Genomic DNA, 19,445 nt, shown 5'->3' on the forward strand with positions numbered 1-19,445 from the left:
TTAAATGATAAACTATATAAGATATATCATTAAGGTAGGGGATTTTATGTGAAAGAAGCAGGGAAAAAAAGAGGACTTTTATGGCTTTTTATATTTCTGGGAGCTATATTGGGCAGTGTTCTTGGAGATGCAATTGGAAATAATTTGGACTTTCTAAGCCTTCTTAAAGACTCTTATTCGGTTGGAATGCCTAAACCACTGGTATTAAATCTTAAAGTTTTGGCAGTGACTTTTGGTGTAAATTTTAAAATAAATATTATGACTATAGTAGGAATAATTATGGCTATAATATTATATAGAAGGTATTAGGAAGTGATAACTTGAAAATTGTATTGGCTTCAGCCTCTAGCAGGAGAAAAGAGCTTTTAAAAAGATTAGTAAAGAGCTTTCAAGTAATAGTAAGTGATTTTAATGAAAGTTCTATTGTATTTCATAAAGACTGTGCTTCATATGTTATGAAATTAGCTGAGGGCAAGGCGAAAAATGTATGTGATAAATGTACAGATAGGGATTTAATTATAATAGGGTGTGATACAGTAGTATTTTTTAATGGAAAGATAATGGGGAAACCCAGCAGCGGCGAAGAGGCTTTTTATATGTTAAAATCCTTAAGTGGAAATGAACACAGAGTATATTCAGGGATATCGGTTATAGACAAGAGTTCAAATAAAATCTATAACGATTTTGTATGTACTACTGTAAAATTTTCTGAAATAGATGATAGGCAAATAGGAAAATATTTAAAAACTGGAGAGTACATAGATAAGGCAGGATCCTATGGCATACAGGGTTATGGAGGAATTTTCGTAGAGGAAATTTGTGGATGTTATTATAATGTGGTAGGATTACCTTTAAATAAGTTGTATAATATGTTAAGTAGGATGGGGGTAAATTTATAATAGGGAGTTTTTAAATGAAAGACATGTTAAAAATTATGGATTTACCAGAAAATGAAAGACCACGGGAAAGATTATTCAGATATGGCTCAGAAGTGCTGTCCAATGCAGAGCTTTTAGCTATAATACTTGGATGTGGATCCAAGAAAGAAAATATAATATCCTTGAGTAATAGAATTATAAGAAACAGCGGGGGACTAAATGGGATTCTCAATTCTACAACGGAAGATCTCACAGATACTTGTGGTATTGGAAGAGCGAAAGCTGCTAAGATAATGGCGGTGGTGGAACTGTCAAAGAGATTTAGATCCTATAGGGGCGGCAGTGATTATAAAATATGCAGTCCTGAGGATGCAGCAATGTTGGTTATGGAAGAGATGAAAGAATTGAAGCAGGAATATCTCAAAGTCATGATATTAAACACCAAGAATGTAGTTATGGGAATTAAGAATGTATTTGTTGGAAGTTTAAATTCTTCCATAGTCCATCCAAGAGAAGTGTTTTTTTATGCCATAAAAAAGAATGCTGCTTCTATAATAGTTTGTCATAATCATCCCTCTGGGGATCCATCACCCAGCAGTGAAGATATAAATGTAACTTATAGATTAAAAGAATGTGGTGAACTTTTAGGTATAAAGTTAATTGACCATTTGATAATAGGCGGGGGAATATACGTGAGTTTAAAAGAAAAAGGAATTTTGAGTGATTGAAAGGAGAAAATATAAATGGGATTTTTTGGAATGTCAAGAGATATGGGAATTGACCTTGGAACAGCTAATACTTTAATATATGTTAAAGGAAAGGGAATAGTACTTAGGGAACCTTCTGTAGTAGCTATAAACAGTGACGTTAAGAAGGTCATGGCAATAGGCAATGAAGCCAAGGATATGATAGGAAGAACGCCGGGAAATATAGTGGCTATAAGACCTCTTAAAGATGGAGTTATTGCCGATTTTGATGTTACACATGCTATGCTGAGAAAATTTATAGAAAAAGTAAGCCCTAAATCTGCATTTGCAGGTCCTAGAATTTTTGTGTGTTTTCCCTCAGGAGTTACTGAAGTGGAAAAAAGGGCTATAGAAGAAGCCACAAAACATGCAGGTGCTAGAGACGTGCTCCTTATGGAAGAGCCTATGGCGGCTGCTATTGGAGCTGGCCTGCCTGTAAACGAACCAACGGGAAGCATGATTGTGGATATAGGAGGAGGAACTACAGAAGTTGCCATAATATCATTGGGAGGAATTGTAACGAGCAAGTCTTTGAGGATTGCAGGAGATGAATTAGATCAAGCTATAATAAGCTATATAAAAAAGGAATATAACCTGATGATAGGAGAGAGGACGGCAGAAAACGTAAAAATTGAATTGGGTTCGGCTTTTGATATGGATGAGAATAAATCCATGGAGATAAGGGGCAGAGATTTGATTTCAGGATTGCCTAAGGTCATAAATATAACTGAAACTGAAGTCAGGGAAGCCTTAAAAGAACCTATAATAGCCATAATTGATGCTATAAAGACTACACTTGAAAAGACACCTCCAGAACTTGCATCGGATATAATGGACAAAGGAATTATGCTGGCGGGAGGAGGAGCTATGCTGAGAGGACTGGATTTACTGATAAATCAGGAGACCCATATGCCTGTTCATATAGCTGAGTCACCTCTTGACTGTGTTGCGCTTGGTGCAGGGAAAGCTCTAGATACTATTGATAAGATAGTAGCCAGTAGAAAATAGTGATAGGTTATGAGATTTTTAAAAAATAAGTTGATAGTAACTATAATAATACTTTCGATTGTATTTTTATTTCTAATTCCTTTTAGTATCAAGGGCGGCAGTGGATCGGTTTTAAGAAATGGAATAGGTGTTACTTTTAGTTCAGTTCAGGGAGGTTTGTATAAGTTTAATGGTGGGCTGAAAAATTTCATAAGCTTTCTCATAAATTTTTCTGAAGTAAAGAGTGAAAATGAGGAATTAAGTAAGGAAAACAGCTCATTAAAAAATAAACTGGTAGAATATAATACCTTGAAAAGTGAGAATTCACAGCTTAGAAAGGAACTTAATTTCAAAAAACAAAGGGCAGAATATGACTATATAGGCTGTGACATAGTAGGCAAGAGCAGTGATGGAATTCTAGACGAACTTGTAATAAATAGAGGAAGTGCAGATGGTATAGAAAAGCAAATGGTGGCTGTTACCGCAGAAGGTCTTGTAGGTCAGGTTGTTCATGTAGAAAAGAGTTGGTCTATAGTTCAATGTTTGACTAACGAAAATTTGGCGGTAGGGGGTACTATTGCAAGAGCAACGGCGGATACAAATGGAGTAGTAAACAGCGGCATTGTAAAGGGATATAAGGGCAGTGAAGATAAATATTTAGCTAAGCTTTACTACTTACCTCAGGAATCCACTATTAAAAAAGGCGATGAAATTTTAACTTCAGGAATTGACAATTCATATCCTCAGGGAATAAGAATTGGATCCGTAATAAGCGTAGAAGATGATAAGGGAAAGGTAATGAAAAATGCTGTGATAAAACCTTATGTGAATTTTGATAAAATTCAGGAGCTGTTAATAGTGGTTCCTAAGAATAAAATAGATATTAAATACTAGGGTGAGATAAAATGAAAAAAATATTAGTTCTTGTTCTCTTATCAATTTTATTATTTATTTTAGACAATGTATTGATGCCTTTTTTTGCTGTAAAAACATTTTATCCAAGTTTATTGTTGATTTTTATAATTTGCTATTCTATTGTAAATGGAAAATGGGAAGGATTATGGTTGGGAATATTTGCAGGAATCCTTCAGGATATATATTTTTCCCAGGGAATTGGAATAAATTCTTTTACCAATATGATAGTGTGTATTATGGCGGGAGCAATAGGAAATAGTATATTTAAAGAAAAGAGAATCATCCCCATTATTTCTTGCTTTTCGCTAATCCTTTTTAAAGGAATTTTAATATGGAGTATTCTCTACTTAAGTAAAGTATATGTAAATATGTCAAATGTATTTTTCTCTGCTATTTATGATATGATTCTGTGTGTTTTTATATATAAACCAGTTTATAATTTTTGTAGAAAAGATTATATGCAGGTTAAATGGAAATTTTAAAATAAGGAGAAAAATTTATAAAAGTGGAGGTGGTACCTTGTGAGGGAAAAAATGCACTCTAGTATGACAAGATACACTGCGCTCATTATAATTATGTCAGTTGTCTTTACTACTATAGCGGGAAGGCTTTTCTTTCTTCAGGTAGTAAAGGGACAGGAGTATAAAGAACAATCTAATAATAAATCCATAAGAGAAATTCCAGATATAGCTCCAAGAGGAAAGATTTTGGACAGTAAAGGCAAGATTTTGGCTACCAGTACTCAGGGATATATGCTGGTGTATAACCAGACAGATGACAATGATGAAGTTTTTTTCACTACTATGAGCAGGGTGTTTAAAATATTGGATGACAGCGGTGAAAGTCAGCAGGATGATTTTGAGCTCAAGATAAATCCCTTTAAATTTGAATTCAGAAGTGACGATGAGGAAACCAGAAAAAATCTTGAAATTAAATTTAAAAGGGACAGGGGATTGAATGAAGATATCGAGAAAAGCATTAAAAACAAGAATAAAAATATTTCTGATGATGAGCTAAAAGTTTTAGTCAACAAAGAACTTCTGAAGATATCTCCGGAAGATACTTTTAAAAAACTTGTAAAACAGTACAACATCAGCAGTGCCTATTCACTTGAGCAGCAGAGAAGGTTTATGATTGTAAAGGATACTTTGAAAATGCAGAGCTTTTCCGGATATAAGCCTGTGACAGTGGCCAGCAATATAAAAAAGGAAACCGCTTTTAAGTTTTTACAGATGTTAAATGAACTTCCAGGAATAGATGTAACTACCCAGCCTATAAGGTCTTATCCCAACGGTAATTTGGGATCCAACTTTATAGGATATATATCGAAGATATCTTCTGACTATGAAAAGTATACGGAAAAAGGATATGACGTGAGCAGTGATTATGTAGGTCAGGCAGGAATTGAAGGAGCTCTTGAAGATAGACTGAAAGGTTCAAAAGGTGGAAGAATAGTAAAACTCAATAAAAATGGAAGGATAACTGAAGAACTTGGAAAAAGGGAGCCCTATCCGGGTCAGACGGTACAACTTACAGTAAATAAGGATGTTCAAAAGGCAGCAGAGGCTTCTCTTGAAAATACCCTGGCAAGTCTTAGAGCTAATCCATATCAGATGAGGCGTTCCAACACTTCAAATGCTACGAGGGGCACTGCAGTGGTAGTTAATGTGAATACAGGAGCTATAGTGGCAATGGCACAGGTGCCGCGGTATAATCCAAATGATTTTGCTGTTCCAGGAAGATTGACTTCGGAAATGTACAGCCAGTACTTCAACCCTGATTTGAAACAGTTTGGGAAAAATTATATTGAATCACGGGGTATTACAGGTAATTATCCAGGGGAAAGTGAGGATGAAGTGCTGAACACCCTTTTCCCGGTAGACAAAAGTATAAAAAACAACACCACTATAAGAAAAGACGTCTACGACATATACCCAAAGCCATTTTACAATTATGCCACACAGTCTCTTATACCTCCAGGATCCACTTTCAAGCCTATGACGGCTATTGCAGGACTTGAAACCGGTGTTATAACTCCTGATTTTTCCGTGGATGACGAGGGCTATTTCTATCAGGGAAGTAAAAAGGTACCTTTTGAATTGGATGGTCCCAATGGAGTTGTAAATCTCATAACTGCCATACAGAAATCCAGTAACCCCTACTTTATGACGGTGGCGGAAAAACTCAGAAATGCCTTCGGAGACGATATTCTGGCCAAATATGCATGGAAATTTGGACTTGGTGTAGATCCAAACAGCAGTGTTAAACCAACTACGGGAATAGAGATACCGGAAAAGTTTGGACAAGTATATAATACTGTTTCAAATAAAAACACCTATGCCAATACCTATCTCTGGAAAACCATGTCCATACTTAAAAATGGACAGGATGACTACGGCCACAAGGTTGTTACTGTAGATTTATATGACAACAGCAGTGATTCAAAACAGACTACTGCAACTAAAAACAGTATTAAAACACTCATAAAGGATTCCATAAAAAATGGGAAAGAATCTTTTGACAGGTCAAAATACAAGGAATTGTTTTCGCAGCTTGCACTAGAAGATCCCAACAATAAAAAAGATATCAGCAGCAGCCAAATGGACAATTTAATAAATGTGATATACAGTATAACTATTTCGGATGCCAATGCCCAGCTGAAGGTTCCTGCCAACATAGAAAATGCAGCCATAGGTCAAGGGCTGAACCAGTTCACACCTCTCCAAATGGCAAATTATGTTGCTACTATTGCCAACGGCGGAACCAGGTATAAACTGCATCTTGTGGATCAGTATTTGGATGCAGACGGGAAAGTTATTGAAAAAGTTAATCCAGAGATTATAGAAAAAACTGGAGTTAGTTCTGCTAATTTGGAGACTGTTAAAGCGGGGATGAGTGCTGTTAATGAGAAAGGTACGGCAGCAGCCGTATTCAGCGGATTTCCCATAAGTACTGCAGGTAAAACAGGTACTGCCAGCTTTGCTAATCAAGACCAGGTGGGAAGAACCGACTATGCTGAGTACATTGGATTTGCCCCAATTGACAAGCCTCAGATAGCCGTATGTGTGGTCTTGTTTGACGGTGGTCAGGGAGGAGTGGGAGCAGCCTCTATAGCTAGAGATATCTATTCTGCATATTTTACTTCAAATGGTACTATAAGCGGCTCCACTACTACTGGAACAAAATAGTCAATAAAAGTAATTTGCGAATAGACTGATCTATTCGCAAATTTTATGTCATAATAGCTTGATACCAGGTGGTATTTAAAAATAAAGACGGAATTTAAGAAGGAATTATACAAAAAGTGTTGAATTACTATTTTAGAGGTGACTTATGGAGGCTGGTATGATAGATAATAATATAATGGTTAAAGGCAACCGAGATGGAATAAATATAATAATAAATATGAATAAATTTAAGGATTTTGAAGATATGCTGGAATCTTTAGTTAAAAGACTTTCTGTTGGAAGTATGTTTTACAAAGGATGTACTATTAAAATAACTACGGAATTGGAGTACATAAATCAGAGACAGTTTGCTAAATTGAAAGATGTATTATTTGAAAAATTCTTGGTGAAAGATTGTATATTTGAAGACAGCAATGAAAAACCCAATAAAATATTTTCAGGAATTTATGAGGGAAGGACTAAGTTTCTAAGAAAAACTGTAAGAAGTGGACAAGTTATAAATTATTCGGGAAATATAGTGGTAATTGGGGATGTGAATGCTGGCTCAGAAATATACGCAGGTGGAAACGTAATAGTCTTCGGATCACTGAGAGGATATGTTCATGCTGGATTTGGGGGCAACTCTAAAGCCATAGTTGCATCGATTTGCCTTCAACCGGAAATGCTTCAGATTTCAAATATAGTTACAAGATCTCCCGAGGATAATATTAAGCCTGGATATCCTGAAGTAGCCAGAATAAGGGGAAATACGATTGTAGTGGAACCGTATCTTCCCAATAAATATGTCTAAAATTAATAAAACTGATGAATACAGTCAATAAAAATACACAGATAGGCTGCTATCCGTGTATTATAATCATCATTTTAAGTCTTTGATTTGATTTTTAAGATTTTTAATTTGGTCTTGTTTTTCCTTTAAGGATTCAAGATTCTGTTGTTGTGCTGCAATAGTAAGTATATTAGCTGCAACGGCAGTTAAAAAATTACCTAATACGTTATTATCGTCAGATGATTTTCCTTCTGTAAGTTGAAATGCAACCAAATTTGCTAGGAGAGATAATTCTTCAGGTGTTATTGAGCCAAAAGTTGACATTATAATTCACCTCAAAATTATTATATTAAAGTATTCACGATAGGTACATTTAATATCAGGAAGAACTCAAGAGCAAACCTATGAAAAGGATATTGAATATATAAAGATAATTTAGAAAAAATTCAGCTTTTAATTGGATATATTTTAATAATTTAGAAATTAGTACTTGAAATACTAATAATTTACATGTATAATAATGCTAGTTGAATTTCCAACTTTTTTAAATTCAATCTATGATTAGTGTCTGTGGTTGCAGGGCACGGTAAATTTAAATGCAACCACCAATGGACTCTTTATAAAATTGGGTTTCCTTTAATTGTATTGTAAAATAAGCATCTGTCATTTAGGGTGCTTATTTTACGTATGATTTTTAATTGCTTTTACAATCAGCAGCTTGATTTATCTGTGCTTGAAGCATATACTAAAATAGTGTCGACAGTATACCGTAGGTTTTATTGCTAAAGGAGGAAATAATGGATACTTACAAAATAAAACAACCAGTTTCATATTACAATCAGGTTTATAAAAATATAAAAGAAATGATTTTTGATGGTATTTTTAAACCAGGGGAAAGAATTTATGAGTCGAAACTTGCAGCTGAATTTCAAGTCAGCAGAAGTCCTGTAAGAGAAGCCATACGTTCTCTGGAAAAAGACGGACTTTTATGCATTGATAATAAATCTAGAATTACAGTATACAAGCCAACTATAAGAGATATTGAAGATATTTATGAATGCCGCCGTGCTTTAGAATCAATGGCCGCCAGATTAACTACAGTTAGAGCAAGCCAGGATGATCTGGATAAGATTGAAGATGTGTTGATGAGGACTGAGGAAAATATAAGGCGTTTTCATGATACCGACGAAAAAACCATTGTTTTGCTCAATTCTAAATTTCATAATTTAATTCTCTGCTTTAGCCAAAATAGCAGACTTCAAAAGCAGAGTGATGATTTAAAATCCCTTATTTACTTTTACAGATTTATAGATGTATATGGATATAAGCGTAGAATGGATATTTATAAATATCACCTTGAAATATTCAATTTTATTAAACAAAGAGATGAATCAATGGCTGCTCAGGTTATGGATGAACATCTGGCTAATGATTTAGAACATCTAAAAAAAGTTTTGGCTATTTAATATTGACAAGGAGAGTATAAAATGATAATTTTAACTGCATTGGAAAGTGTATTGAGTATAGTTTTAATGGTTTCTACAGGGTATTTTTTATGTCGTAAGAAATGGCTTGATCAAAAAGTTTCGAAGACTTTTTCAAAATTGGTCTGCAATTTAGCTATTCCATGTCTCATGATATCCCAATTTGAGGAAAATTTTAATAAAGATAAATTGATTACCATGGCAAAAGGATTGTATATCCCATTTGTCTCTATGGCAATTTGTTATGTAATTGCAGTGATAATTTCTAAAGTCATCAAAGTTAAAAAAGGCAGAATTGGCACCTTTAGATCTATGTTCTTTGTATCCAATTCCATATTCATTGGCCTGCCGGTGAACATGGCCTTGTTTGGGACAAAGAGTATACCTGATGTTTTACTGTATTATATAGCTAATACTGCATTTTTTTGGACAATCGGTGCCTATGAAATAAGCAGAGATGGACAAGATGGTACTGCTAAGATATTTTCAGCTAATACACTGAAGAGGATCATGTCGGCACCACTGATAAGTTTCATATTGGCAGCTGTATTGGTGTTGCTGAACATTCGTCTTCCCAAATTCCTCATGGATACGTGTAAATATTTTGGAAATTTAACTACTCCTTTAGCCATGATATTTATAGGTATAACTATTTATTTTGTCAATTTTAAAGAGTTAAAACTAGGGAAAGATGTGCTGGCGATAATTGTTGGAAGGTTTTTTGTTTGTCCGGTGGTAATGCTTTTATTATGTAACGGCTCAACTGTCCCCATGCTTATGAAAAATGTATTTGTGATTCAGGCTGCTATGCCCGTTATGACAAATACGGCCATAGTCTCAAGAAGCTATAATGCAGATTACAAGTATGCTACAGTGAATACGGTTATAACAACTATTGCGAGCTTGCTAGTTATCCCCACATACATGTTAATATTAAATTAAGTAAATTGTGTGATTTATAACAAATAGGTACTTATTTTGGAAAGCGAAAGTTCGATAAATATTATAGATTATTTTTACTACATTTAGTATAATGTTTTATAAAGAGTTTTATTGCTTGGTTATTTACAAAGGATTATTTGTTTATATAAATCGATATTCAGTTGATTGAGTGATTTAAAGGAGGCAGTGTAATGGGAGAAGCAATTGTAGTAACATCAGGTAAGGGCGGGGTAGGTAAAACTACTACTACGGCTAATATAGGTACTGGACTAGCTGCTTTGGGGAAAAGTGTTGTAGTAGTAGATGGAGATACGGGACTCAGGAATTTAGATGTGCTCATGGGTCTTGAAAATAGAATTGTATTTACTCTATTGGATGTAGTTGAAAATAAATGTAAATTAAAACAGGCTCTTATAAGAGATAAGAGATTGACAAACCTTTATCTTCTGCCTACAGCACAGACCAGGGATAAGGAGGATGTGAGTCCTCAGCAGATGATGAACTTGATCTATGAATTGAAAAAAGAATATGACTATGTGATAATAGATTGTCCAGCTGGAATTGAACATGGTTTTGAAAATGCCATAATAGGCGCAGATAGGGCACTTATCGTAGTGAATCCTGAAGTGACTTCTGTCAGAGATTCTGATAGGGTCATAGGGAAACTTGATTCTAAAGGATTGGAAGATCATCAGCTTATAATAAACAGACTGAATTATAAGATGACAAAAAGTGGGGATATGCTGGATGTAGATGATATATTAGATAGTTTGGCTATAAAACTCATAGGAGTAGTACCAGATGATAGAAATATAACAGTTTCAACCAACAGAGGAGAGCCGATAGTATTAAATGATAAAGCTATATCAGGACAAGCTTTTAGAAATATATCCAGAAGAATTACAGGAGAAAAAGTACCTATGATGGATTTGAGTGTTGGACAAGAAAGTCTTTTTTCATCTATAAAAAAATTATTTGGTATTAAATAGGGAGGTAAGACAATGGACTTATTTAAAATATTCTCCAGATCGTCTTCTAAGAATGTAGCCAAGGAAAGACTGAGATTAATATTGATACATGACAGGTGTTATATGTCTGAAGAAGTACTTAAAAGCATAAAAGAGGATATATTAAAAGTGCTCTCAAAATATATGGAAATAGATTGCTCGGAAATAGATGTGAAGATGACAACCCCAGAGGAAATAAAGGGGAATTCAGCTGCTTTAGTGGCTAGTATACCTATAAAAAAGGTTAAAAATAACAGATAACTATTGATAATTTATACATAGTTTTTTTATTTCCCTGTGGTATAATCATTATAGTTATACTGGAGGGATATATAAAATGCTTGAAAAATTTACCATAAGCAGAAGACTTTTAAAAGAACTTGATTTTCCTATAATTACTACTGTTATAATTATATGTTTATTTGGCAGCTTGAATATCTACAGCGCATCTCATGTAAGCTATGGTTCATATTATTTGAAGACACAGCTTATCTGGATAGCCGTAGGACTTATTTTAGTTTATTTGTTGCTTTTAATAGATTATTCTGTTATAAAAGATCTTGCTCCTTTAATCTACTGGTTTGGTGTATTTCTGCTTGTACTTAATTGTATCCCGTTTTTTAAATACACTGTAAATGGAGCATCTTCATGGATTAGGATTGGGAGCATTTCCATGCAGCCTTCTGAGTTTGCTAAAGTTGGAATTATATTGATGCTGGCAAAACAGCTGGATGACATGGAAGGAAAAATTAATAATTTTAAAAATATTACTAAACTTACAATATATGCCCTTATTCCCGTGGTTTTGATTATAAGCCAGCCTGACATGGGAATGACTATGGTGTGTTTTTTTGCCGTTCTTGGGATATATTTTATAGCGGGATTGAATTTTAAAGTTATATTGGGAGGATTTTTGGGACTCTTTACTCTGGGAACAATTGCCTGGAAGTCATCGCTTATAGAGTATTATCAAAAGATGAGAATAGTATCTTTATTTAATCCTGAGAAATATCAGCAATCTTTTTCGCTTCAGGTTACACAGTCAAAGATAGGAATTGGCTCAGGGGGGATTTTGGGAAAGGGTTTTTTGAAAGGTACTCAGATTTCAGGGGGGTATGTTCCGGAATCCCATACTGATTTTATATTTGCTGTAGTAGGGGAAGAATGGGGTCTTATAGGATGTCTGGCGCTGATAATATTTTACATAATTATAGTGTACAGGGCTATAAAAATAGCTAAAGAATCCAAGGATATTTTTGGAACTATGGTGTGTATAGGAATAATATCTACCATTCTGTTCTCAATTTTTCAAAACATAGGTATGACAGTTGGCTTGCTGCCTATAACCGGTATTACTCTTCCCTTTATGAGTTATGGAGGTAGTTCCATTCTATCAGCTTTTATAGAATTGTCTTTGATCTTAAATATAGGTATGAGAAGAAAGAAAATTAATTTTTAGGGAGATAAGTATATTATGAAAATTGCTTTTATAGCGCATGACAAGAAAAAAGATGATATTGTGGATTTTGTAAAAAGATATAAAGATGTATTTAAAGATCACGAAATTTTTGCTACAGGAACTACTGGAAAATTGATAAGTGAAATGACTGGTTTAAAGGTACATAGATTCCTTTCAGGTCCTATGGGCGGGGATCAGCAGATAGGTTCGAGAGTGGCCCAGGGAGAAATGGATATAGTTATATTTCTAAGGGATCCGCTTACTGCTCAACCGCATGAACCGGATATTTCGGCACTGCTTAGGATCTGTGATGTCCACTGTGTACCACTGGCCACTAACTTGGGATCAGCAGAGGTATTTGTAAAAGCTTTAAAAAGGTAAAGTTGGATTTAATACTGAAACTCTTTGGTTTTGGTGTTAAATCCTTTTATTTTGTTGAAATTATAGGGAAGTTAATAGATGAGTAAAGTGGATGTAGTCATAATTGAGACTATATTTAAATATATATTAAATATGTGTATTTCAAAAGGGGGTTTTAAGATGGGGCATTATGATTCAGAATATGAAAAGTATTATAATTCCCTGAAAGGGAAATTGAATTATTCGCCTTATCGCAGCAGACTGTATGATAGAGGTAATTCCCGTACTAAGAGAACAAATTATTTAACTAAAAGAATTATAAGGGATTTAGCTGGGGTATTAATTTTATTTGTATTTATTACAACCTGTAAACTGCTTTCGAATTCTCAAAGTAAAAATGTATACAATTATTCTAAAAAGATTGTCAATGAAAATTATGATTATAGTAAATTGAAAGCTCAGCTGAAAAATATAAATGTGAATTATATTGGAGATAGAGTTAAAGATGTAGTTGAACAACTTAGAATAGATGAAAAAGATTAAGTTTTAAGAGGTATTTCTGTGATTAGGATGAGTAAATATTTTATTCCCTATGTAGTGTTTTTAATTATCATAGGTTATAAAGGACAGCTTATTTATACATTTATAGTAGTTTTTTTCCATGAGATGGTTCACTATTTTACAGCTAGATATTATAAATTCTCGGGATTTGACATAGAATTTATAGCTGTGGGAGCGGTTGTAAGGCTTAAGGATATAGATGAGGCATTTCCGAAAGAGGACTTGATAATTTCAGCTTCCGGACCAATTGCCAATCTGATCTTAAGTATATTTTTTTATTATATATATCAAATTTTTAACTCAAGCCTGTGGTATATGCTTTTTTCTATAAATCTAGTCATAGGCTTATTTAATTTGATCCCGGCTTTTCCTCTGGATGGAGGAAGAATACTTAGAAGTATATTGAATTTAAAAATAACCTATAAAAAGGCAAATAAGATAATGATGGTTTCAAGTGTATTTATAGGAATAGTACTTATGTTTTTTTATATATTATTATTTCTCAACGGGAATAGTAATTTTAATATTGGAATAATAGGGGTACTTATAGTAATGTCATCTTTAAAAGAAAGTGAGAGGGTGTCATATATAATAATGGGAGACATTGTAAAGAAAAAATATAAATTTATAAAGAGGGGTTACATTGAAAACAGGAATATATCCATATACCATAAGCAGGACCTGCTTACTGCAATGGGTCTGTTTGATAAAAGCAAATACAATATATTTATGGTGTTGGATGAAGAGATGAATGTAGTGGATGTAATCTATGAAGAGGAAATAATAGAAGCTTTGAAGTCATATGGAAACATGACTATAGAGGAATTTATCAAAATAAGTGAAACGGATGATTCCTAAGACAGACATATTCAAAGTTCAGAGTTCGAACTTAATTTAGATATTAGAGTTTGAACTTTGGACTTTGTTTTTATTTCCTGGGTTTTAAATTGTGTATGCTTATGCTAAAATATAGGGATGATATCTAAGAGGAGGATTATTCATGAATAGAATTTCTGACGACATATTGTTTAAAGTGGAAAAACCTGCCCGTTATACTGGCGGGGAAATAAATTCCTATATAAAGGACAAAAATGAGGTGGATATCCGATTTGCGTTTTGCTTTCCCGATGTCTATGAAGTAGGAATGTCCCACCTTGGGATGAAGATACTCTATTACATATTAAATGAAAGAAATGACACTTATTGTGAGAGGGTTTTTGCACCCTGGCCTGATATGGAAGAACTTATGAGAAAAAATAATATACCTTTATACGGTCTGGAAAGTAAAGATTCAATATCAAGTTTTGATTTTATAGGATTTACCCTTCAATATGAAATGAGTTATACAAATGTTTTAAATATGCTTGATCTTGCAGGATTGTCTATCAGGGCCTCTGAAAGAGGTGAAAATGACCCAATAGTTATATGCGGTGGACCCTGTGCATATAATCCAGAACCTCTTTGGGATATAGCGGATTTATTTGCCATAGGTGAATCGGAAGAACAGATAAATGAAATTATGGATTTCTATAAAAAATATAAGGGCAGTAAATTGAAGTTTTTAAGGGAAGTATGTCATATAGGCGGAGTTTATGTCCCATCACTTTATAATGTAAGTTATAATGAGGATGGTACTATAAAGGGCTTTGAACCCGTTTATAAAGATGTACCTGCTAAAGTAACTAAGAGGATAGTGGAGAACCTCAATGAAGCAGATTATCCAGACAAACTTGTAGTACCATTTACTGACATAGTACATGACAGGATAGTTCTGGAAACCTTTAGAGGATGTACAAGAGGATGTAGATTTTGTCAGGCTGGCATGATATACAGACCTGTAAGAGAAAAAAGTGCTCCTAAATTATTGGAACAGGTGGATAAACTTATAAAGAGCACAGGCTATTCAGAAGTTTCGCTTACATCCTTGAGTATATGTGATTATTCAGATTTGAAAAATCTCATCTATAATTTTATTGAGAAATATTCAGAAAATAGGATTGGAGTTTCACTGCCTTCCCTCAGAATAGATTCTTTTTCTGTGGAACTTATAAATGAAATACAAAAAGTCAGAAAAACCGGACTTACTTTTGCACCTGAAGCAGGAAGTCAGAGAATGAGAGATATAATAAATAAAGGAGTTACGGAAAAAAATTTGATGGAGTGTGTGAGCAGCGCCTTTAAATCTGGCTGGTCTACTATAAAGTTGTATTTTATGATAGGGCTTCCTTATGAAACCATGGAGGATATAAAGGGAATAGCATATTTATCCGAAAAGGTGGTAGAAGAATATTATAGGATTCCAAGAGGGATGAGGAAAAAGGGACTTAAAGTAAATGTGAGTACATCTATATTTGTACCTAAGCCATTTACACCCTTTCAATGGGTACACCAAATATCCATGAAGGATGTAAAGGAGGAAATAAAAACGATAAGGACATCTATAAGGAGTAAGCACATAGTGTATAATTGGCATGAAACCCCTCTCAGCTATTTAGAAGCTGTGTTTGCCAGGGGAGATAGAAGAGTGTGTAATGTATTGATAAAAGCCTATGAAAAGGGAGCTAAATTTGATAGCTGGTCGGAGTATTTTAATTTTCATATATGGGAGAAGGCCTTCGAAGAATGTGGTGTAGATGGGGATTTCTATGCTTATAGAGATAGAAGTTATGAGGAAATACTTCCCTGGGATTTTATAGATACAGGAGTTGATAAAAGTTTTTTAATAGAGGAAAATGAAAAAGCCAAAAATGCACGTGTAACTCCAGATTGTAGACTTGGATGTAAAAACTGCGGTGTCAGCGTTAATTTGGGAGGGAAATGTTTTGAGGGAGCAGTATTTAATAAAATTCAGTAAAGGTGAAGATATAAAATTTATAGGCCACCTGGATTTAATGAGGGCCCTGCAGAGAATGATAAGAAGATCCGGAATGCCTGCAGAATATTCAAAGGGATTTAATCCCCATATAAATATGTCCATAGCACAGCCTCTTTCAGTGGGAATTTATTCTACTGGAGAATATATGGATTTGTATCTGGAAAGGGAGATTTCAGTAGACGAGATTATGAAAAAGTTAAATGACAGTGCACCTAGAGGAGTAGAAATACTGGAGGTCAATAAAGTAAAAAGGGCTGAAAATAAAAAGGTGTTCAAATCCATGGCACAAATAAGTGCAGCTGAGTATCTGATAAATATGGGATATAACAATACTGACAGATTGGAAAAAAATATGGATGATTTAATGGACATGGATCACTGGTATGATTTAAAGAGGACCAAAAGAGGAGAAGGCAGGGTTGATATTAGAAAATTTGTAAAAAGTATGGAGTATACTGTCCAGGGCAATAGATTGCTTCTTCATGTCTTGATTTCCTGTGGAAGTATGGAAAATTTATCTCCACAGCTTTTAGTTCATTTCATACAGCATAATACAGAAAATGCAAATATGGAGCATTTTGTCAGCATAATTAGAAAAGAAATGTATGGAAAAATAAAGGAGGACCTTATTCCTCTTTATGAATATGTAAAACATATATGATAGAGAATAATTTTAAAAGGGAGGATTATGGTTGAGGGAAATATTTATTGAAAGGAGTGTAGAGCTCCTGAGAATTATTATAAGAGAAGAGGGAATTTTGAAAGAATGTCTTATGGAGGAGCAAAATGGCGGTGCCTACCCCGGAAATATATATAACGGTGTAGTGAAGAACATAATTTCTGCTATAAAGTGTGCTTTTATAGATATAGGATGTGGTAAAAATGCTTATATGTACATGGATAGTAAGTTTAAGAATCTCAATTTGAAAAAAGGACAGAAAATTATGGTTCAGGTTGTCAAAGAAAGCTATGGGAAAAAGGGAGCTAAGGTTGTAAAAGACATAGGTATACCGGGCAAATATTGTGTTCTATATAATTATGGAAATAGTATACGATTTTCCAAAAAAATAAATGATGCGGATTTTAAAAAGAGAATAGAAAAAAATGTTAAACTGCCTGAAAATATAGGTCTCATGATAAGAACCGATGCCCAAAATGTGAAATTAGATGTTATAAACGATGAGATAAATAATTTGTACAAATGTTATGGTGATGTAAAAAAGAAAGGTATGTATTTCTTGAAGCCAGGACTGATATTTGAAAGTGGTGGAATACTTGGGGAAACCCTAAGAGATAAGTTAGATGACAGCAGACTTAAAATATACTTAAATGAGGAAGAGGACTACTCTTATACAGAAGAATTTTTAAAATATGTAAGTAATGTGGATGCAGAGATGATTTTGTATGACGGTAAAATGAATTTATTTTCAGCTTATAATCTGGAAAAAGAAATACTCAAATTGATAAACAGCAGGGTAGAATTAAATTGCGGCGGCTACATAATCATAAATAGAACAGAAGCTATGTTCGTAATAGATGTCAATTCTGGCAAAAATGTAAAGGGCAGTGCTATGGCCAAAACCGTGTTAGTTACAAATTTGCAGGCTGCGGAGGAAATTGCTAGGCAGGTAATACTTAGAAATTTAAATGGTATAATTTTAATAGATTTTATAGATATGGATGAAGAGTATAATAGAAAAAAAGTGTTGAATAAGCTGGAGAGTGGATTTCTAGATGATAAGAATAAAACTGTAATATATGGTTTCACGGAATTGAATTTGGTGCAAATAGCTAGAAAAAGAAAAGGAAAGCCAATATATGATTATATAGAGGAAAATTGTGTATGCTGCAGTGGGACTGGCAAAAAGCTAAAATTGTCCTATATCACTTTACTCATTAGAGATGAAATTTTGAATTTGAATGAGGGGAAAGGTGTAAAAAATATTCATATTCAAATTGGTTCATATTATAGAGATTCTGTAGAAAAAGATATCAGTGGGTTTGTGAAAAATATAGGTGCCGAGAGAATGGGAGTATATATTACTTATGATGATAAAGCATCCTATTATAGATTGGAACCACTTGTATTTGACAGTCAGCTGAATAAATTTAGAATGTTTAAGGTGAATTAAAAACCAATCTAAAAAACTTTACAAAAAAATATATATGTGTTAAAATGACACCTGTAGACCGCTCAAAAAAGGTTTTATAAACTATGTAGGTGAATATTTTACATATACCTTTTAGGCGAGACTGGATTGAGGAGGTGTTTTAAATGTATGCAGTTGTAGCAACTGGAGGAAAACAGTATAAAGTTTCAGAAGGAGACGTTGTTTACGTTGAAAAATTAGATGGTGAAGTGGATTCAACTGTTGAACTTGACAAAGTGCTTATTGTAAATAAGGATGATGCAGGAGTGGTTATTGGGAAACCTGTAGTTGAGGGAGCCAAAGTGAGCGCTAAAATTTTGGCACAGGGAAAATCCAAGAAGATAATAGTATTCAAGTATAAGGCCAAGAAAGATTACAGAAGAAAGCAGGGGCATAGACAGCCTTATACAAAATTACAGATTGAAAAGATCGATGCATAAATTATGATTAAGGCAGTATTTGAAAAAAAATCTGGCAATTTAGTTTCAGTTTCACTTCAGGGTCATGCAGGGTGGCCAAAACAAGGATATGATCTGGTTTGCAGTGCTGTTTCTGCCATATCACAAGGTACTGTAATTGGAATAACGGAAGTATTGAAATTAGAGCTTGATTATTCCATGGAGGAAGGATTTCTAAGTTTTTCACTGGAGGGTATGAAAAAAGAGGACCTCATAAAATGTCAGGTACTCGTGGAAACTATGTTGCTTGCTTTAAAAAGTATAGAAATTAAGTTTAGTAAATATATAAGTGTAAAAGTTAAGGAGGTGTAGTTGTATGTTGATTATGAACCTTCAGCTGTTTGCCCATAAAAAAGGAGTGGGCAGCTCAAGAAACGGTAGGGACAGTGAATCCAAAAGACTTGGAGTTAAATCTGCAGATGGACAGTTCGTTTTGGCCGGCAATATATTGGTGAGGCAGAGAGGAACTAAGATTCATCCGGGAAATAATGTGGGCAGAGGATCTGATGATACACTGTTTTCGAAAATTGATGGTGTAGTTAGATATGAGAGAATGGGAAAGACTAAAAAGAAAGCAAGTGTATACCCTGTAGAGGTAGAGGAATTGGTAGCTGAATAGTGTTTTATTAAGGCATCCTGGCAAAGGATGCTTTTTTAAAACTCGCA

At 34.0% G+C, this 19,445-nt stretch carries 23 protein-coding genes; 22 read left to right on the plus strand and 1 reads right to left on the minus strand.

The window, feature by feature from the left end; translation table 11 throughout:
• Window positions 1–48: 48 nt before the first annotated feature.
• From LN736_RS04535 to minC, 8 genes are all read left to right on the plus strand, one after another.
• Complete coding sequence (locus LN736_RS04535) at window positions 49–309, plus strand: DUF4321 domain-containing protein (RefSeq protein WP_229981026.1); 261 nt, start codon at window positions 49–51, stop codon at window positions 307–309.
• 11 nt (window positions 310–320) lie between these two features.
• On the plus strand, window positions 321–899 hold the full coding sequence (locus LN736_RS04540; RefSeq protein WP_229981028.1) for a Maf-like protein: 579 nt from the start codon (window positions 321–323) through the stop codon (window positions 897–899).
• A 14-nt stretch (window positions 900–913) separates the two neighbouring features.
• Entirely contained in the window at window positions 914–1,606 is a 693-nt protein-coding gene (radC, locus tag LN736_RS04545) for a RadC family protein (protein WP_150358736.1), read from the plus strand.
• A gap of 15 nt (window positions 1,607–1,621) precedes the next feature.
• Window positions 1,622–2,632: a rod shape-determining protein gene (locus tag LN736_RS04550; RefSeq protein ID WP_150358737.1), complete on the plus strand. Its 1,011-nt coding sequence runs from the start codon at window positions 1,622–1,624 to the stop codon at window positions 2,630–2,632.
• 9 nt (window positions 2,633–2,641) lie between these two features.
• Entirely contained in the window at window positions 2,642–3,505 is an 864-nt protein-coding gene (gene mreC / locus LN736_RS04555; protein ID WP_150358738.1) for a rod shape-determining protein MreC, read from the plus strand.
• Between the two features lie 11 nt (window positions 3,506–3,516).
• Window positions 3,517–4,008, plus strand: a complete 492-nt coding sequence (gene mreD, locus LN736_RS04560; protein ID WP_150358739.1) for a rod shape-determining protein MreD — start codon at window positions 3,517–3,519, stop codon at window positions 4,006–4,008.
• Window positions 4,009–4,059: 51 nt separating this feature from the next.
• Window positions 4,060–6,714: a penicillin-binding transpeptidase domain-containing protein gene (locus LN736_RS04565; RefSeq protein WP_229981103.1), complete on the plus strand. Its 2,655-nt coding sequence runs from the start codon at window positions 4,060–4,062 to the stop codon at window positions 6,712–6,714.
• A 157-nt stretch (window positions 6,715–6,871) separates the two neighbouring features.
• A complete protein-coding gene (gene minC, locus LN736_RS04570) occupies window positions 6,872–7,504 on the plus strand; it encodes a septum site-determining protein MinC (RefSeq protein ID WP_229981029.1) in 633 nt (210 codons plus the stop codon).
• Between the two features lie 69 nt (window positions 7,505–7,573).
• Here minC and LN736_RS04575 read toward each other — a convergent pair whose 3' ends face one another.
• Window positions 7,574–7,807, minus strand: a complete 234-nt coding sequence (locus LN736_RS04575; RefSeq protein ID WP_150358741.1) for a hypothetical protein — start codon at window positions 7,805–7,807, stop codon at window positions 7,574–7,576.
• A 473-nt stretch (window positions 7,808–8,280) separates the two neighbouring features.
• Between LN736_RS04575 and LN736_RS04580 the strand changes: the two genes are divergently transcribed.
• The 14 genes from LN736_RS04580 (at window position 8,281) to rpmA (ending at window position 19,398) form a co-directional block, all read left to right on the plus strand.
• Window positions 8,281–8,949, plus strand: coding sequence for a GntR family transcriptional regulator (locus LN736_RS04580; protein WP_150357069.1), 669 nt, complete (start codon window positions 8,281–8,283; stop codon window positions 8,947–8,949).
• Window positions 8,950–8,970: 21 nt separating this feature from the next.
• Complete coding sequence (locus tag LN736_RS04585) at window positions 8,971–9,909, plus strand: AEC family transporter (protein WP_229981033.1); 939 nt, start codon at window positions 8,971–8,973, stop codon at window positions 9,907–9,909.
• Between the two features lie 191 nt (window positions 9,910–10,100).
• Window positions 10,101–10,898, plus strand: a complete 798-nt coding sequence (gene minD / locus LN736_RS04590) for a septum site-determining protein MinD (protein ID WP_150357071.1) — start codon at window positions 10,101–10,103, stop codon at window positions 10,896–10,898.
• 12 nt (window positions 10,899–10,910) lie between these two features.
• Window positions 10,911–11,177, plus strand: coding sequence for a cell division topological specificity factor MinE (gene minE / locus LN736_RS04595; RefSeq protein ID WP_150357072.1), 267 nt, complete (start codon window positions 10,911–10,913; stop codon window positions 11,175–11,177).
• Between the two features lie 76 nt (window positions 11,178–11,253).
• Window positions 11,254–12,375 carry a rod shape-determining protein RodA gene (rodA, locus tag LN736_RS04600; RefSeq protein ID WP_179976945.1) on the plus strand — a complete coding sequence of 374 codons (1,122 nt, stop codon included), beginning with the start codon at window positions 11,254–11,256 and terminating at the stop codon, window positions 12,373–12,375.
• 15 nt (window positions 12,376–12,390) lie between these two features.
• Window positions 12,391–12,756 (plus strand): methylglyoxal synthase, encoded by a 366-nt coding sequence (gene mgsA / locus LN736_RS04605; RefSeq protein ID WP_150357074.1) that lies wholly within the window; start codon window positions 12,391–12,393, stop codon window positions 12,754–12,756.
• Between the two features lie 78 nt (window positions 12,757–12,834).
• Window positions 12,835–13,278 carry an endopeptidase gene (locus tag LN736_RS04610; RefSeq protein WP_229981037.1) on the plus strand — a complete coding sequence of 148 codons (444 nt, stop codon included), beginning with the start codon at window positions 12,835–12,837 and terminating at the stop codon, window positions 13,276–13,278.
• 18 nt (window positions 13,279–13,296) lie between these two features.
• On the plus strand, window positions 13,297–14,154 hold the full coding sequence (locus LN736_RS04615; protein WP_150357075.1) for a M50 family metallopeptidase: 858 nt from the start codon (window positions 13,297–13,299) through the stop codon (window positions 14,152–14,154).
• Between the two features lie 142 nt (window positions 14,155–14,296).
• A complete protein-coding gene (locus tag LN736_RS04620; protein WP_179976946.1) occupies window positions 14,297–16,150 on the plus strand; it encodes a TIGR03960 family B12-binding radical SAM protein in 1,854 nt (617 codons plus the stop codon).
• Complete coding sequence (locus tag LN736_RS04625; protein WP_229981042.1) at window positions 16,119–16,832, plus strand: TIGR03936 family radical SAM-associated protein; 714 nt, start codon at window positions 16,119–16,121, stop codon at window positions 16,830–16,832. The genes LN736_RS04620 and LN736_RS04625 overlap by 32 nt, the downstream gene beginning before the upstream one ends.
• 31 nt (window positions 16,833–16,863) lie before the next feature.
• Window positions 16,864–18,303: a ribonuclease E/G gene (locus tag LN736_RS04630; protein WP_150357078.1), complete on the plus strand. Its 1,440-nt coding sequence runs from the start codon at window positions 16,864–16,866 to the stop codon at window positions 18,301–18,303.
• Between the two features lie 143 nt (window positions 18,304–18,446).
• Window positions 18,447–18,761: a 50S ribosomal protein L21 gene (rplU, locus tag LN736_RS04635; RefSeq protein ID WP_150357079.1), complete on the plus strand. Its 315-nt coding sequence runs from the start codon at window positions 18,447–18,449 to the stop codon at window positions 18,759–18,761.
• A 3-nt stretch (window positions 18,762–18,764) separates the two neighbouring features.
• Window positions 18,765–19,091, plus strand: a complete 327-nt coding sequence (locus LN736_RS04640) for a ribosomal-processing cysteine protease Prp (protein WP_150357080.1) — start codon at window positions 18,765–18,767, stop codon at window positions 19,089–19,091.
• Between the two features lie 4 nt (window positions 19,092–19,095).
• Window positions 19,096–19,398 carry a 50S ribosomal protein L27 gene (rpmA, locus tag LN736_RS04645; protein WP_150357081.1) on the plus strand — a complete coding sequence of 101 codons (303 nt, stop codon included), beginning with the start codon at window positions 19,096–19,098 and terminating at the stop codon, window positions 19,396–19,398.
• The last annotated feature ends 47 nt before the right edge of the window (window positions 19,399–19,445 follow it).

The sequence above is a fragment of the Clostridium aromativorans genome (assembly GCF_020908015.1).
Lineage (GTDB): Bacteria > Bacillota > Clostridia > Clostridiales > Clostridiaceae > Clostridium_B > Clostridium_B aromativorans.